We start from the raw sequence: 16,978 nt of genomic DNA on the forward strand, positions 1-16,978 counted from the left end.
CTTAAAAGTTAATATTCTATTAGTTTTTTCATTTGTAATTTTTCAATAAACTAACAGCACCTTTACAAGAAAATGCAGGATATCCTTGCTTCATAAGAACACTACATAAAAGATTAGTGCACATAGCAAAAATATAAAGTACCGAAAAACGTTCGCAATTCGGTACTATACTTTCTTTATTAATCACGGATTTATTCCGTGCTTCAGATAAGTACATTTAATGTGTTGGATAGTTAGTTATTTTATAAGAATCCAAAAATATATTTTTTTTAGTAAAAAAAAACGAAAAGTTATTTTTTTACACTTATCTGAAATTTTATAACATTATTTATGTGGAATGTTACTTAAAATCTCCTTTAAAAAGCTCCAAAACTTTTGAGTTGAAGTAATACTAGCTCTTTCATCAGGAGAATGCGCACCTTTAATGGTGGGCCCAAAACTAATCATATCCATATCTGGATAGTTTTGTCCTAAAATACCACATTCTAATCCTGCATGGCAAGCCACTACATCGGGCTCTTCATTAAACAACTCAGTATATTTTAACTTTAAAACTTTTAAAATAGCAGAATCTACATTAGGTGTCCACCCTGGGTAACTTCCAGAAAAATCTACTTGACAACCTACAAGCTCAAAACAAGAACGTAATGCGTTTGCTAAATCTAATTTAGAAGATTCTACAGAAGACCTAGTTAAACAACTAATTTTTATTTTTCCATCTTTAACAATAACCCTAGCAATATTGTTACTAGTTTCTACCAACCCTTCCATACTAGCGCTCATTTTATAAACACCGTTATGTGCTGTATAGATAGCTCTGGTAATACCTTCTTGTACACCTAGTTCCATTACTTTTTCCGGTACACCAATAACCTCAGCAGTAATTTTTAAATTAGGCTCTGTGTGCTTTAATTCTTTCTTAATTTCTGCTGCCAATTGGTTAAATTCTAAAGCAAATGCATCATGGTGCACATTGTCTACCACCACTGTAGAAAAACTTTCTCTAGGAATAGCATTTCTCAGCCCTCCCCCATCTACTTCAGATATTCTTAGTCCAAAATTCTCAAAACCATCAAACAATAAACGGTTCATTATTTTATTGGCGTTACCAAAACCGCAATGAATCTCCATTCCACTATGCCCGCCTTGTAAACCTTTAACAGTAATTTTATAGGCAACCACATTTTCTGGTACTTCTTCTTCTTTGTAGCTACGCTTAGCGGTTACATCAATACCACCAGCGCACCCTATATCAATTTCATCATCCTCTTCTGTATCTAGGTTTAAAAGTACTTGTCCTTTTAATAAGCCTCCTTTTAACCCCATAGCACCAGTCATTCCTGTTTCTTCATCAATGGTAAATAAAGCTTCTATATCTGGGTGAGCTAAATCAGTACTTTCCAAGATAGCCATAATTGCTGCTACCCCTAGTCCGTTATCTGCGCCCAAGGTAGTTCCATTAGCTTTTACCCAATCACCATCTACTAACATTTCAATACCTTGAGTAGCAAAATCAAAATCGGTATCTGCATTTTTTTGGTGTACCATATCTAAGTGAGATTGCAGTACAACGGGCAACCTGTTCTCCATTCCTTGAGTAGCAGGTTTTCTTATAATAACATTTCCTACTTCATCTACAAAAGTTTCCAAATTCAGCTTTTCTCCAAAAGCCTTCATAAATGCAATTACTTTTTCTTCTTTTTTAGATGCCCTTGGAACCGCATTCAGATCGGCAAAACTATTCCATACAGACTTTGGTTCAAGGTTACGTATTTCGGAACTCATATCTTTTAATTTTTGTAGTTTAGATTCAAGCAAAAATAACGAATCATAATTACTAATAAGGTATTTTAGTTATTTTTGAAGCATGTCTGAAAAATTTAAAACACTAATTGCATTTTCAATTATTCCACAAATATTTTTGGTAAAGTACCTAGGTACTCATCCTGATTTTGTAGAAAAATACTACAGTACCGGTATTTACCAATTTATTTCAAAAATTTCGAGATATATCTTTGGTTGGGTACCTTTTTCTATAGGTGATATTCTGTATACAATTCTAGGACTATTAATCTGTAGATTTTTCTATTTAAAAGGACGCTTATTTATACAAGAAACCAGAGTTTTTTTTAAAGAAATATTTGTAGTAATCTCTATTGCTTATGCCTTATTTCATTTTTTATGGGCATTTAATTATTATAGGCTTCCGTTGCACGAAAGTTTACAGATTAAAGAAGACTACACCACTGAAGAATTAAAAAATTTCACTACCAGACTTATTGCAAAAGCCAACGAGGTTCATTTGCAAATTACAGGAAACGACTCTTTAAAAGTTACGGTACCCTACACCAAACAAGAAATTTTTAAAATGACCCAAAACGGATACGACCACCTAGCAGAAAAATATCCTCAATTTTCGTATCATCCTACAAGTGTTAAAAAATCTTTGTACAGCAAAGGACTCACCTATATGGGATATAGCGGTTATTTAAATCCTTTTACCAATGAAGCACAAGTAAACGGACTTATTTACAATTTTAAATTCCCTACTACTACTTGTCATGAAATAGCACACCAGTTAGGATATTCTGCTGAAAATGAGGCAAACTTTATAGGGTACCTAGCAGCTGTATCTAATGATGATATTTATTTTAAATACTCTGCGTACATTTTTGTATTACGTTATTGCTTAGGGGAGCTAAGAGCTAGAGATGAAGAAGTTTTTGAATCTTACAATACTACCATAAACTACGGCATTATTTTAAACTACATGGAAGTTGCTAAGTTCTGGTCTCAATATCAAAACAAAGCAGAGCCCGTTTTTAAAAGTACTTATAACACCTTCTTAAAAGCTAATAAGCAAAAAGAAGGTATTAAAAGTTACAACTATGTAATTTCATTATTGGTTAACTATTACACTAACAGAGAATTATAAAAAATTGTATATTTAAAACATCATACCAATTCTAAAGCTTAATGAAAAAAATCTTATTATTTATATTTCTATGCTTGCACATAGCAATATATGCACAAGAGTATTTCCCTAAAAATGATGGAGTTAAAACCACAGACAATGCTATTGTAGCATTTACCAATGCTACCATTTATGTTTCGCCATCTGAAATTATAAAAAATGGTACCTTATTAATACAAAAGGGCAAAGTTTTAAATGTGGGGGCTAGCATTTCTATCCCAAAGAATGCTGTACAGGTTGATTTAAAAGATAAATACATCTATCCCTCTTTTATAGACATGTATTCTAATTTTGGTGTGAATACCGAAAGTCTACCTAAAGACAGCAACCAAACACTTTATGATGCCAACAGAGAAGGCTATTATTGGAATGACCATATTAGACCTGACCAAAGTGCTATTGAAGTATTTAACTATGATAACGCTAAAGCTAAAGAATATATTAAAAATGGTTTTGGTATTGTAAGTACCCATGTAAACGATGGAATAGTACAAGGTACTGGTACTCTAATTGCTTTAAATAATTTTCAGGACAATAATCTTAGAATATTAGACCAAAAATCTGCTCAGTACTTTTCCTTTAAAAAAAGTAAACGATCTAAACAAAGCTACCCTACATCACGCATGGGAGCTATAGCTTTATTAAGACAATTTTATTATGATACAGATTGGTACAACAAAGGAAATAGCAATTCCAAAGATTTAGCCATAGAAGCATTTCTAGAAAACAAAGGTATTCCGCAAATATTTGATGCTGAAGATAGAAAAAATGCGCTTAGAGCTGATAAAATAGCCAAAGAATTTAAACAAAATTACATCCTTAAAGGTGGTGGAGATGAATACCAACGTATTGATGAAATAGTTAATACAAAAGCATCTTTTATTATTCCGTTAGACTTCCCAGATGCCTATGATGTTTCTAACCCATACATAGCTAATAAAATTGCATTGTCAGATATGCTCTATTGGAATCAGGCTCCTACAAATCCAAAGGTTTTAGAAGAGCATCAAGTAAATTTTGCTTTAACAGCAAGTGAAAATAAAAAAGTAGATGAATTTTTCAGCAATCTACAAAGTGCTATTTCTTATGGTTTATCTGAAACCAAGGCATTAGAAGCATTAACTACAGTACCGGCTAAATTGTTAGGAAAACAAAATGAAATTGGTGTTTTAAAAAAGGGATATATAGCTAATTTTCTAATTACCTCAGGACCCATTTTTGATAAAGAAACTACTATATACGAAAATTGGGTTCAAGGAAATGCTAACATCCTAAGTAATAGAAATACGATAGATATTAGTGGTGACTATGTACTTACTATAGATACCTTATCATATACCATGCACATTAAGGGAAGCCCTGAGAAACCCGCACTCAAATTAATGAAGGATAGTCTAGAGCTTAAAAGTAAAATAACTTACCAAGATGGATGGGTAAACATTTTCTTTAACAGCATTGATGCAGACAGTACCAAAACAGAATATACCCGATTAACAGGATTAATTACAGATACTATTTTAAAAGGAAATGGTAATCTACCTAATGGAAAAGTAATTGCTTGGACAGCGACCAAAAAGAAAACTGCCGAGCATAAAGCCAATAAGAAGAATAAAACAGAGAAAAATTTAAGAACCATAATGCCAGTTACTTTTCCTAACATGGCTTATGGTTTTGACTCACTACCAAAGCAACAACGTATTTTATTTAAAAATGCCACTGTATGGACTAATGAAGAAGAAGGTATACTAAAAGAAACTGATGTACTTGTAAATAATGGAAAAATAGAAGCCATTGGAAAAGATTTATCGGCTACCAATGCCATTGTTATAGATGCTAAAGGAAAACATTTAACCAGTGGTATTATAGATGAACACTCTCATATTGGTACAGACGCCGTAAATGAAGCAGGACAAAACTCTTCTGCAGAGGTTTCTATACAAGATGTGCTAAACCCTGAAGATATAAATCTTTACAGAAATTTATCTGGTGGTGTTACTACTATTCAAATACTACATGGGTCTGCTAACCCTATTGGTGGTCAATCGGCTATTATAAAACCGCGCTGGGGAGTTAGTGCTCAAGAACTTTTACTTGAAAATGCCTCGCCTTTTATAAAATTTGCCCTAGGTGAAAATGTAAAACAATCTAATTGGGGAGGCGGAAGATTTCCTCAGAGTCGTATGGGAGTTGAACAGGTTTTTATAGATTATTTTCAACGTGCAAAAGAATACGACCAAAAATGGAACACCTACAAAAGTCTTTCTAAAAAAGAAAAAGCAAAAACAAATGCACCTAGATATGATATTGAGCTTGAAACACTGGCTCAAATTATTAATAAAGAACGCTTTATTACCTGCCACTCATATGTACAAAGTGAAATTAATATGCTTATGAAAGTAGCAGACCTATTTGACTTTAATGTAAACACATTTACCCATATTTTAGAAGGTTATAAGGTTGCCGACAAAATGAAAGCTCATGGTGTAGGTGGTTCTACCTTTGCAGATTGGTGGGCTTATAAATTTGAGGTGAATGACGCCATACCTTACAATGCAGCTATTATGCATGATGCCGGTATTGTTGTAGCCATTAATTCTGATGATGCTGAAATGTCTAGAAGATTAAACCAAGAAGCTGCCAAAACCATAAAATATGGTGGAATGACAGAAGAAGAAGCTTGGAAAATGGTTACGATAAATCCTGCTAAATTATTACACCTTGATGATTCCATTGGTAGTATTAAAGTAGGTAAAGATGCTGATATTGTTTTATGGAGCGATAACCCACTATCTATATACGCTATTGCAGAAAAAACAATGATTGAAGGAGTTATTTACTATGATTACGAAACTATGGAGCAAATGAAAAAGGAAATTGAAGCTACCAAAAACACCCTAATCAATCAAATGTTAGAAGCTAAAAATAAAGGAATGAAAACACAGGCTCCTAAAGAAAAGAAAAAAGAATTAATGCACTGTGACACCCTTTAATCTATGACAATTATGAAAAAACATATATATACATTACTACTATTATTGGCTGTTATTTCAATTACGAAAGCACAGCAAACTCCTGCCGAAAAACAGAGCCAACGCATTTTAATTATGAATGCTACTGCCCATATTGGAAATGGTAAAGTAATTGAAAATAGCTATGTAGCCTTTGAAAATGGTAAGATAACATTAGTTACCGATGCTACTAAAACAAAAATTGACCCAACACAGTACGACGAAAAAATAGATGCAACAGGTAAGCATGTATATCCTGGTTTTATTGTTTGTAACTCTACCTTGGGCTTGGTTGAAATTGATGCTGTAAAAGCTTCAGATGACGAAAGTGAATTAGGAGATTTAAACCCTAACATAAGAAGTCTTATTGCTTATAACACAGAATCGAAAGTAATAGAAACCATGAGACCAAATGGAATTTTGGCGGGACAAATAACGCCTCGTGGCGGACGTATCTCTGGAACCTCATCAATTGTTCAGTTTGATGCATGGAACTGGGAAGATGCTGCCCTTAAAAAGGATGATGGTATTCACATGAATTGGCCAAATAGCCTAACCAGAGGTAAATGGTGGTTAGGTGAAGACCCAACGTTAAAACCAAACAAAAAATATGCTAAAATTATAGCCGATTTAAAAATATACTTTGAAAAAGCAAAAGTCTACAACCTAGAAAAAGCAGCAACCAGAAACTTACCGTTTGAGGCTATGCAAGGATTATTTACAGAAAAGCAAACCTTGTATATAAACGCTAATGGAGCAAGAGAAATCATGGATGCTGTAAACTTTGCTAAAGATGCAGGGATACATAAAATAGTAATTATTGGAGGAAATGAAGCTACTAAAATTTCAGACTTTTTAATCGAAAACAATATCCCTGTAATTGTTACCAGACCTCATAGCCTTCCTAGCGCTGAAGATGATAACGTAAAAGAGCCTTATAAATTGGCTGCTGAGTTAGCCAATAAAGGAGTTGTTGTTTCCATAGACCCTAATGGAGATATGGAGCGAATGAATTCTAGAAACCTTCCATTCTATGCTGGTACTTGTGCTGCCTATGGTTTAGACAAAGAAGATGCACTAAGTCTTATTACTTTAAATGCTGCTAAAATTTTAGGTGTAGAAGATACTATGGGAACCTTAGAGAGCGGAAAAGATGCTACACTGTTCATCTCTGAAGGAGATGCGCTTGATATGAGAACAAACATACTTTCAAAAGCATTTATTCAAGGTAGGGCCATTAGTTTAGAAACTCATCAAACGGAATTATACCACAGATACAATCAAAAAATAAATGGTAGCAACTAGCTTATATGAAAGTTAAACATCTATTTATAATTCTTTGCTTGACCTTCTACTCCTGTACTAAAGAAAATACAAAAAAGGAACATAGTTCAAGTAATAAGAACCATCTTCATACTCCCCCTTTAAAACCAGTAAACATTTATGTTACTGCTTCCAAAAAAGGAACGCTTCAAAACGTAGATATTCTTAATTATGAAAGAATTTATAAAGCACACCAAAATAATGCTGTAGAAAAACTAACCAATGACACCTTAAAAATTACTTTTAATCAAGAAATACCAAGTTATAAAGAGCTTGAAATACAACAGGAATTCTATAAAATATTTATTGTACCTGAAGATAGTTTGTACATTCATATTGATAACGATACTATTGCTATTAGTGGCGCTTATGAAAGTCAGTATAACTTCTATAACTATTTGAATACTCAACAGTATGAATACCCAAAATTTAAAGGAAACCTAGACGCCTATAAAAAAATGGCTTTAGACACTTACAAGGCTAAATTAAACTTTTTAAAAACCTATGCTGAGGAAAATACAGTTTCAACTACTTTTAAAAATTATACAGAAGCAGAATTTTTCTTCGAATATTATACCAATTTGCTACTTCCTAACGGTGTTTCAGGATATTATAAAACAAATGGTTACAAAAAACTGCCCGGCATTCAAGAAGTGATTCATTATAATACGATTCATCATAATAAAAATCTGAATTTAACTACCTACCTTGATTCATTATCTATTGAAGTTTTTAAGAGACCAGATTTATTTGAAAATCATTATTTAAAAAAAGCGCTACCCCATTTTATAAAATTTTATTTTTTGAAGGAAGAGAAATTCACTTATTCAATAGAAAATTTTAAAGCAGAAAAACAGTTTGTCAATAAACATTTTGATGGAGCACTAAACTCCTATTTGTTAAGACGAATGTATATTGATTACTATAACCAAAACCTAAAGAAATCTGTTAGCGGTATTACATTTCTAGCGTCAGAATTAAAAGAATACGCGCGCAATAACAAAGGAAAGTTAGATGTTGTTCTATCTAGTATGTACAGAACCAAACTCAAAAAAGAAAGTACTATAATACCTAATGAAATACTTGATCAGGTATTATTAGATATTACTAATACGCAAAACACTCTAAAATCTATTATCTCTAAAACCAATAACAGCCAAAAAGAGATTTACTTGATAGAAGATATGCAAAAATCTGAGTTAATTAAGCCTATAAATAAAAATGGTTTCTATCTAATATTAGATACTCCTATAAATAAACAAGAAGCTATTAATTTTAAGAACTCTGATCAGGTTTACTACGTAAATCAAAAAACATTTAACAGCTTACTAAAACATTTTAAAGTATACTACACTCCATACCTTGCTATAATAGACAACGAATTTATATTAGTACATGGAGACACTGTTAAAAAAGAAAACGACTCTCTTATAAATAGTATTAAGAATAAATCTTCAAAGTAGTTATTAAAAATAGACTAAAGAATTTAAAGATCAGGAAACTCTCAGAACATTAAATCGCTACAATTAAGTAAAATCAATTTTATTTAGATAACAACTTTATTGCAATTAAAAACTTTATTTTTGCTAAAATTTAAGCAGGTGAAAATTATTTCTAGCATTCAAAATCCGTTTATAAAAAACATTCTTCAGTTAAAGGAGAAATCTCGTCTTAGAAAAAAAACACAAACCTTTGTAATTGAAGGGCAACGAGAAATTTCACTTGCCATAAAAGGGGGCTATAACATTGAATCCATTTTATACTACCCAGAAATTTGCAGCACATCTGTGCTAAACGAAATTATACCTACTACTTTAACGCCAGAAGTTATAGAAATATCTAAAGAGGTATACCAAAAAATTGCATATAGAGAAACAACCGAAGGTATTGTAGCTATTGCTAAAAGTAAAGCACTTACCCTTGAAAGCTTATCATTTAAAAGAGAAGCTCCGTTAATTTTGGTAGCAGAAGCTCCTGAAAAACCAGGAAATATTGGTGCTCTACTAAGAACCGCAGATGCTGCAAACTTAGATGCAGTTATTATAGCAAACCCTAAAACAGATATGTACAACCCAAACATACTTAGGTCTAGTGTTGGGTGTATATTTACCAACAATATAGCTACAGGAACTACCGAAGAAATCATAACATACCTAAAAGCAAAATCTGTTACTATTAATTGTGCTGCTTTGAGTGCCTCTATACCTTACCAAACTCAAGATTTCACCCAACCAACTGCTATAGTTGTGGGTACAGAAGCTACAGGCTTAAGTGATACATGGTTATCTAACGCCTCACAGAATATTATTATTCCTATGCAAGGAGAAATAGATTCTATGAACGTATCGGTAGCAGCAGCTATTCTTATATTTGAGGCTAAGAGACAACGAAATTTCGATTAATTAAACTTTAAAATAGCTACTCTAAAGTAGATAGTTTACTATGACAGCAACTACATTATTTTATATAATAATAGGCTTACTTATTCTTGATTTTATTGTAGATGGATGGCTAGACCACCTAAACGCAAAAAAATATAACGACCCCATACCAGAACCGCTAAAGGATGTGTATGATGTTGAAGAATATGAAAAATCGCAAGCTTATAAACAAGCTAAGCATAAGTTTAGCACCATTTCTGGTACCATATCATTTATTGCTACACTGCTCTTTTTTGTTCTTGGCGGTTTTGAATTTGTAGATGAAATTGCTCGCCGTATTTCAAATAATGAAATTCTTATGGCATTGGTTTTCTTTGGCATCATCATGTTAGGTAGTAGTATATTATCGTTACCATTCTCATACTACAACACCTTTGTTATAGAGCAAAAATTTGGTTTCAATAAAATGACTAAAAAGATTTTTGTTTTAGATAAAATTAAAGGTTTTTTTATGACAGCTATTTTAGGTGGTGGAATTTTGGCTTTAATCATATGGTTTTATCAATTAACAGAAAGCAAGTTTTGGCTATACGCTTGGGGACTGGTAGCTGTTTTTTCTGTTTTTATGAATATGTTTTACTCTAAACTTATTGTTCCGCTATTCAATAAACAAACTCCTTTAGAAGATGGAGAACTTAAAAATGCAATAACCGAATATGCTAATAAGGTAGGCTTTAAACTAAATGCTATATACGTAATTGATGGCTCCAAAAGATCTACTAAAGCAAATGCCTATTTTTCTGGGTTCGGAGCTACTAAAAGAATCACCTTATTTGATACCCTTATCAATGACCTTACTACGAAAGAAATTGTAGCTGTTTTGGCTCATGAAGTTGGGCATTATAAAAAAAATCATATCATTTTTAATTTAATCACTTCAATACTTCTTACCGGTTTTACCTTTTTCTTGTTATCATTATTCATAAATGAACCACTTTTGTCTGAAGCATTAGGAGTTTCTACTCCAAGCTTTCATATTGGGCTGGTGGCCTTTGGTATATTGTATAGTCCCATATCTGAATTAACAGGTTTAATAATGAATATGTTTTCCAGAAAATTTGAATATCAAGCAGATAACTATGCTAAAGAAACTTTTGCTGCCGAACCATTAATAACCTCTTTAAAAAAATTGTCTAAAAATAGTTTAAGCAATTTAACTCCGCATAAGGCATATGTGTTTGTTCATTATTCACATCCTACCTTATTGCAACGTTTTAAAAATTTGAAATCTTAAAACTTTATACTAATTTTATATAAAGAGAGGACTATATATGGCAGTAATTGATACCGAACAGGAAAACAAGGCGATTGCACGGGAGTATAAGGAGTTATTAAGAATTAGTTATCAATCACTTTCAGATGAAGATAAAAAACTCATTCGGTTAGCATTTGATACTGCTGTTGATGCGCACAAAGATCAGAGAAGAAAAAGTGGCGAGGCATACATTTTTCACCCAATTGGAGTAGCTAAAATTGTAGCTTCTGAAATTGGACTAGATGCTACTGCTATAGCTTGTGCCCTATTACATGATGTTGTAGAAGACACCACCTATACGCTAGAAGATATTGAAAAACTTTTTAACCCAACTATTGCAAGAATTGTAGATGGGTTAACAAAGATATCTAGTCTTAGTAAGGGCAATGATGTTTCTTTACAGGCAGAAAACTTTAGAAAAATGCTACTTACTATGAACGACGATGTTCGTGTTATTCTAGTAAAAATAGCAGATCGTTTGCATAACATGCAAACCATGGATTCCATGCCTCCGCATAAACAAGAAAAGATAGCCTCAGAAACTCTCTATATCTATGCACCACTTGCCCACCGCATTGGATTGTATAATATTAAAACCGAGCTAGAAGACTTAGGTTTAAAATATACAGAACCTAAAGTATATAACGATATTGCCAACAAAATTGAAGAGAGCAAAGAGGAGCAAAAAGCCTATATAGAATCGTTCTCTAAAATTATAAAAGATAGCTTAGACCACGAAGGGCTTAATTACGAGATAAAAGGCAGACCTAAATCTATCTTTTCCATCAGAAGAAAAATGAAGGCTCAGAATGTTTCGTATGACGAAGTATATGACAAATTTGCTATTAGAATTATATATAGATCTGATGCTGCAAATGAGAAATTCTTAGCTTGGAAAATATATTCTATTGTCACAGATCACTTTAGACCCAACCCAGTACGTTTACGAGATTGGATTTCTTCTCCAAAATCTACTGGATATGAGGCATTACATATTACGGTAATGGGTCCTAAAGGTAGATGGGTAGAGGTGCAAATACGAAGTGAACGTATGCACGAAATTGCAGAAAAAGGATACGCTGCCCACTTTAAATATAAGCATGGCGAACAAGCTGAACAAGGGTTAGATGTTTGGCTAAACAGACTTCAGGATGCACTAGAAAATCCTGAACTAAGTGCTATAGACTTTGTAGAAGAATTTAAGTTTAACCTATACTCAAAAGAGATATTTGTGTTTACTCCTAATGGAGACTTAAAATCGCTACCCAAAGGAGCTACCCCATTAGATTTTGCATTTAGTATTCACACAGAGATTGGAGTGCATACCCGTGGTGCAAAAGTAAACGGAAAGTTAGTTCCGCTAAGTCACAAATTAAAAAGTGGAGATCAGGTAGAAATTATAACTTCCGAATCTGCCAAACCAACGGTACATTGGTTAGACTATGCCACTACTGCTAGAGCGCGTACTAGAATTAAATCATCTTTAAGAGAAGAGAAAAAAGATATTGCCGAAGAAGGAAAAGAAGTACTTCGTAGAAAGTTGAAACAACTTAAAATCAATTTCAACGAGAATATTGTGAATGAATTGGTTGTTTTCTTTAAACTTAAAACAAGCTTAGATTTATTCTACAGAATTGGTGTTGGTACTATTGATAACCATGCCCTAAAAGAGTATGCTAATAGTCGTAGTAATACCTTTATGAACTTCTTTAAAAATAAGATTAGAAGACCTAATCAAATTTCAGAAGATCTTCATAAAGATGAAATTACGGCTAAGTATGATATGCTAGTTTTTGGCAAGGAAGAAGAAAAATTAGAGTACAAGCTAGCCAATTGTTGTAACCCAATTCCTGGTGATAATGTTTTTGGGTTTATAACTATTAGTGAAGGTATTAAGGTTCATAAAAAATCGTGTCCTAATGCAATTTCACTTCAATCTAACTATGCTTATAGAATATTATCTGCAAAGTGGATAGATTCTTCGCAACAAGAATTTACAGCAGTTATAAAATTAACTGGTATAGACCACATGGGATTAGTGAGTGATGTTACAAAGGTGATTTCAGACAGTATGCATGTAAATATGAAAAACATAAGTTTTGATACCGATGATGGTATCTTCTCTGGTAAAATCACCTTAAATGTGAAGAACCGAAATATGTTGAAAACTTTAATAGAAAATCTGAAAAAAATCAATGGTATTGACAAAGTTATAAGAATGTAAACTTTACTTTTTCAGATACAAAATATAAACACTACTTTTGTTGTTTGGAATTTGATGCGTGTATCATGGCAAATGAAAAAAATCAAGAAATTGTAAAAAACGTTTTTACAAAGTTTTTAGAAGAAAAGGGGCATCGTAAAACCCCTGAGCGTTATGCAATTCTACAAGAAATTTACGATAGTGAAGAACATTTTGATATAGAGTCTCTTTATATTAAAATGAAAAATAAAAATTACCGTGTAAGTAGAGCTACATTATATAACACTATTGAATTGTTATTAGAATGTAATTTGGTGCGTAAACATCAATTTGGACAAAACCAAGCACACTACGAAAAATCATACTTTGACAAACAACACGACCATGTAATTTTAACCGACACTGGCGAGGTAATGGAATTTTGCGATCCACGTATTCAAAGTATAAAGCAAACAATCGAAGAAGTATTTAATATTAAGATTCATAACCACTCTTTGTACTTCTACGGAACACAGAAAAAAGACGAAAATAACACACTTTAATAAAATAAAATGGCAGTAGACTTACTACTTGGACTTCAATGGGGAGATGAAGGAAAAGGTAAAATTGTAGACGTTTTAACTAAAAACTATAATATTATAGCCCGTTTTCAAGGTGGCCCTAATGCAGGACATACTTTAGAATTTGACGGTATTAAACATGTTTTAAGAACAATTCCTTCTGGTATATTTCACAAAGAATCTATTAATGTAATAGGTAACGGAGTTGTTATTGACCCTGTAGTATTTGTTAGCGAATTAGAAGGTTTAAACAAGTTTGATATAGACTATAAAAAGAAATTAATAATTTCTAGAAAAGCGCACTTAATATTACCTACCCACCGTTTGTTAGATGCAGCTTCTGAAGCTTCTAAAGGTAAAGCCAAAATTGGTTCTACGCTTAAAGGTATTGGCCCTACTTACATGGACAAAACCGGACGTAACGGATTACGTGTTGGTGATTTAGAATTAGAAGACTTTAAAGAACGATACAGAGCACTTGCAGATAAGCACGAAGAAATGATTAGCTTTTACAAAGTTGACATTCAGTACGATCTTGAAGAACTTGAAGCTGAGTTTTTTGCTGCTGTTAAAGCGTTAAAAGAACTTACTTTTATAGATAGTGAAGAGTTTTTAAACAAGTCTTTAAAAGAAAACAAAACTATTTTAGCTGAAGGAGCGCAAGGATCTTTATTAGATATTGATTTTGGTACGTATCCGTTTGTTACTTCTTCTAACACTACAGCTGCTGGTGCTTGTACTGGTTTAGGTGTAGCACCTAATAAAATAGGTGAAGTTTTTGGTATTTTTAAAGCATATACTACCCGTGTTGGTAGTGGCCCATTCCCTACCGAACTTTTTGATGAAGTAGGAGAAAAAATGGCTAAAATTGGTAATGAATTTGGTGCTGTTACAGGAAGACCAAGACGTTGTGGTTGGTTAGACCTTATTGCATTGAAATATGCTGTTCAGGTGAATGGAGTTACCCAATTAATGATGATGAAAAGTGATGTTTTAAGTGGTTTTGAAACTTTAAAAGTTTGTACAGCCTACAAATACAAAGGAGAAACCATTGATCACCTACCATATAATATTGAAGAGGAAAACGTAACACCTATCTATACAGAATTAAAAGGTTGGAATGCTGATTTAACCAAAATGACATCGGCAGACCAATTACCTAAAGAACTAACAGATTACATTGAATTCTTAGAAAAAGAATTAGAAGTGCCTATTAAAATAGTTTCTGTAGGTCCAGATAGAACACAAACAATACACAGATAATTAAATCCTTAATTATTTAAAGACTATTTAAAAGGTTACTATAGTTTACACAACTAGAATTTCCTTTTAAATAGTCTTTTTTATTATATAAATTCGGCATATTTCTTGTAAAGAAATATTGTATTTTTGAATTAAACCATTAATTGATTTCATGAAGTTAAAATCATATTTTTCTTTATTTATTCTTTGTTTCTGTGCTTTTCAATTACAAGCGCAAGATCAAAAGAAAAAAATAGAAATTGTAGACGGAAGGAATTTTCACAAAGACGAAGAAAAATTTCCCGGAGCTTCTATTTTTAATGGAGACACTAAACAAGTTCAATTTAGACATGAAGGAATTGATGTTTGGTGTGATATTGCTGTTTACTACCAAAAGGAAAACTTTATTCAAGCCTCTGGTCATGTTTACTTGCAGCAAGGTGACTCTGTAAAAATGAACTGCAACTACATAGAGTATGAAGGTAACACAAAGCTTGCTATTGCCGAAGAAGATGTAGTGTTACGCAGTAAAAACATGAAATTAGAAACTCAAAAACTATATTTCAACAGAACGTTGCAACAATGCTATTATAATAGTTTTGGTACCGTTACCGATCCTGAAAATGTATTAACAAGTAATAGCGGTAAATACTATATTGAAACGGAAAAGTTCCAATTTAGAAAAAACGTTCATTTAGTAAACAAAGACTTCGTTTTAGATTCTGATGAACTTGATTATTATGAGCGTAGTAAGCACGCGTATTTATACGGTCCTTCAACAGTTAATGGTCAAGATTACGTATTTTATTGTGAACGCGGTTTTTACGACACCACTGTAGAAAAAGGATATGGAGTTAAAAACACACAAATAGACTATGATCAACGTATTATAAACGGTGATAGTGTATATTTTGACAAGCCTAGAGAATTTGCTGCTGCAACCAACAACATAAAAATTACAGACACCGTAAATAATGGTTTAATTAAAGGACACTACGGAGAGGTATGGAAAGCCAAAGACTCAATGTTTGTAACTAAAAAAGCTGTAGCTATAAATGTAGTAGAAAACGATTCAGTATATATTCACGGAGATACACTAATGCTTACTGGTAAGGAAAACGAACGTATTATTAAGGCATTCAGAAATGCTAAATTTTACAAATCTGATCTTGCTGGTAAATGTGATTCTATTCATTCTAGTCAAGTAACAGGTATTACCCAATTTATACGTAGAATACCTAAAAACACTCCTGAAAGAGACCATTTCAAATACAACCCCGTATTATGGAATGGCGGCAGTCAAATGACCGGTGATAGTATTCACTTAATTTCTAACACCAAACAGGAAAAACTTGACTCCTTAAAAGTTATGAATAATGCATTCATCATAGAAAGAGATACCATAGGAGAAGGATATAACCAAGTAAAAGGTAAAAACCTCTACGGACTTTTTAACGATGATAACAAACTTTACAAGATAGACATCATTAAAAATACAGAATCACTGTATTATGTATATGATAAACAAGAATTTGTAGGTATTGATAAAGCTATATGTAGTAGAATAGAAATTGAGATGGAAAATAATGCCATATCTTCCATTACCAACTACATAGATACAGAATCTACCATTCACCGAGATGAAGATTTACCAAAAAACGCTAGAAAACTACCAGGATTTTATTGGCGTGGAGACGAGCAAATTTTCACCAAAGATGATATTTTTGACGAAGACGACCTAAACGTTGAGCTTGTAAAAATTAGAGGTATTGATTCCCCTATTAGTATTGACATGGAAGAAATGGGACGTACCTCTACCGTACCAGAAGAAGGAACAGAATTAGATTACGAGAAAGTAGAGAAACAGGAAAAGCAAGAGCATCCTAATAAAAAACCAACAGCTCCAAATTTAAGACCTACACTTAATTTGCTACCAAATAGAACACAACAATTACCTACAGCGCCTTAAACA

The 16,978-nt window shown here is 32.6% G+C and carries 11 protein-coding genes; 10 read left to right on the top strand and 1 reads right to left on the bottom strand.

The genetic code is table 11. From position 1 onward, the window contains the following. Positions 1-324: 324 nt before the first annotated feature. On the bottom strand, positions 325-1,785 hold the full coding sequence (locus Y10_RS11380; RefSeq protein WP_281765510.1) for an aminoacyl-histidine dipeptidase: 1,461 nt from the start codon (positions 1,783-1,785) through the stop codon (positions 325-327). Positions 1,786-1,867: 82 nt separating this feature from the next. Here Y10_RS11380 and Y10_RS11385 point away from each other — a divergent pair, with 82 nt between their 5' ends. From Y10_RS11385 to Y10_RS11430, 10 genes are all read left to right on the top strand, one after another. After that, the gene (locus Y10_RS11385; protein WP_281765511.1) at positions 1,868-2,935 is read left to right on the top strand and encodes a DUF3810 domain-containing protein; all 1,068 of its coding nucleotides are present in this window, start codon (positions 1,868-1,870) and stop codon (positions 2,933-2,935) included. A gap of 41 nt (positions 2,936-2,976) precedes the next feature. Next, complete coding sequence (locus Y10_RS11390; protein WP_281765512.1) at positions 2,977-5,964, top strand: amidohydrolase family protein; 2,988 nt, start codon at positions 2,977-2,979, stop codon at positions 5,962-5,964. A 12-nt stretch (positions 5,965-5,976) separates the two neighbouring features. Then, on the top strand, positions 5,977-7,287 hold the full coding sequence (locus Y10_RS11395; protein WP_309297829.1) for an amidohydrolase family protein: 1,311 nt from the start codon (positions 5,977-5,979) through the stop codon (positions 7,285-7,287). Between the two features lie 38 nt (positions 7,288-7,325). Further along, on the top strand, positions 7,326-8,768 hold the full coding sequence (locus Y10_RS11400; protein ID WP_281765514.1) for a hypothetical protein: 1,443 nt from the start codon (positions 7,326-7,328) through the stop codon (positions 8,766-8,768). Between the two features lie 138 nt (positions 8,769-8,906). Beyond that, positions 8,907-9,707: a TrmH family RNA methyltransferase gene (locus tag Y10_RS11405; RefSeq protein WP_281765704.1), complete on the top strand. Its 801-nt coding sequence runs from the start codon at positions 8,907-8,909 to the stop codon at positions 9,705-9,707. Positions 9,708-9,747: 40 nt separating this feature from the next. Next, complete coding sequence (locus Y10_RS11410; RefSeq protein ID WP_281765515.1) at positions 9,748-10,980, top strand: M48 family metallopeptidase; 1,233 nt, start codon at positions 9,748-9,750, stop codon at positions 10,978-10,980. Between the two features lie 37 nt (positions 10,981-11,017). Beyond that, complete coding sequence (locus tag Y10_RS11415) at positions 11,018-13,225, top strand: RelA/SpoT family protein (protein WP_281765516.1); 2,208 nt, start codon at positions 11,018-11,020, stop codon at positions 13,223-13,225. 65 nt (positions 13,226-13,290) lie between these two features. Then, positions 13,291-13,746: a Fur family transcriptional regulator gene (locus Y10_RS11420; RefSeq protein WP_281765517.1), complete on the top strand. Its 456-nt coding sequence runs from the start codon at positions 13,291-13,293 to the stop codon at positions 13,744-13,746. A gap of 9 nt (positions 13,747-13,755) precedes the next feature. Beyond that, positions 13,756-15,027, top strand: coding sequence for an adenylosuccinate synthase (locus Y10_RS11425; protein WP_281765518.1), 1,272 nt, complete (start codon positions 13,756-13,758; stop codon positions 15,025-15,027). Between the two features lie 151 nt (positions 15,028-15,178). Beyond that, positions 15,179-16,975, top strand: a complete 1,797-nt coding sequence (locus tag Y10_RS11430) for an OstA-like protein (RefSeq protein WP_281765519.1) — start codon at positions 15,179-15,181, stop codon at positions 16,973-16,975. The last annotated feature ends 3 nt before the right edge of the window (positions 16,976-16,978 follow it).

Source organism: Neptunitalea lumnitzerae, from assembly GCF_027924185.1.
GTDB lineage: Bacteria > Bacteroidota > Bacteroidia > Flavobacteriales > Flavobacteriaceae > Neptunitalea > Neptunitalea lumnitzerae.

Coding starts and splice junctions, on each gene's coding strand:
- Y10_RS11380 (WP_281765510.1), bottom strand. CDS start 1,785: ATGAGTTCCGAAATACGTAACCTTGAACCAAAGTCTGTATGGAATAGT.
- Y10_RS11385 (WP_281765511.1), top strand. CDS start 1,868: ATGTCTGAAAAATTTAAAACACTAATTGCATTTTCAATTATTCCACAA.
- Y10_RS11390 (WP_281765512.1), top strand. CDS start 2,977: ATGAAAAAAATCTTATTATTTATATTTCTATGCTTGCACATAGCAATA.
- Y10_RS11395 (WP_309297829.1), top strand. CDS start 5,977: ATGAAAAAACATATATATACATTACTACTATTATTGGCTGTTATTTCA.
- Y10_RS11410 (WP_281765515.1), top strand. CDS start 9,748: ATGACAGCAACTACATTATTTTATATAATAATAGGCTTACTTATTCTT.
- Y10_RS11415 (WP_281765516.1), top strand. CDS start 11,018: ATGGCAGTAATTGATACCGAACAGGAAAACAAGGCGATTGCACGGGAG.
- Y10_RS11420 (WP_281765517.1), top strand. CDS start 13,291: ATGGCAAATGAAAAAAATCAAGAAATTGTAAAAAACGTTTTTACAAAG.
- Y10_RS11425 (WP_281765518.1), top strand. CDS start 13,756: ATGGCAGTAGACTTACTACTTGGACTTCAATGGGGAGATGAAGGAAAA.
- Y10_RS11430 (WP_281765519.1), top strand. CDS start 15,179: ATGAAGTTAAAATCATATTTTTCTTTATTTATTCTTTGTTTCTGTGCT.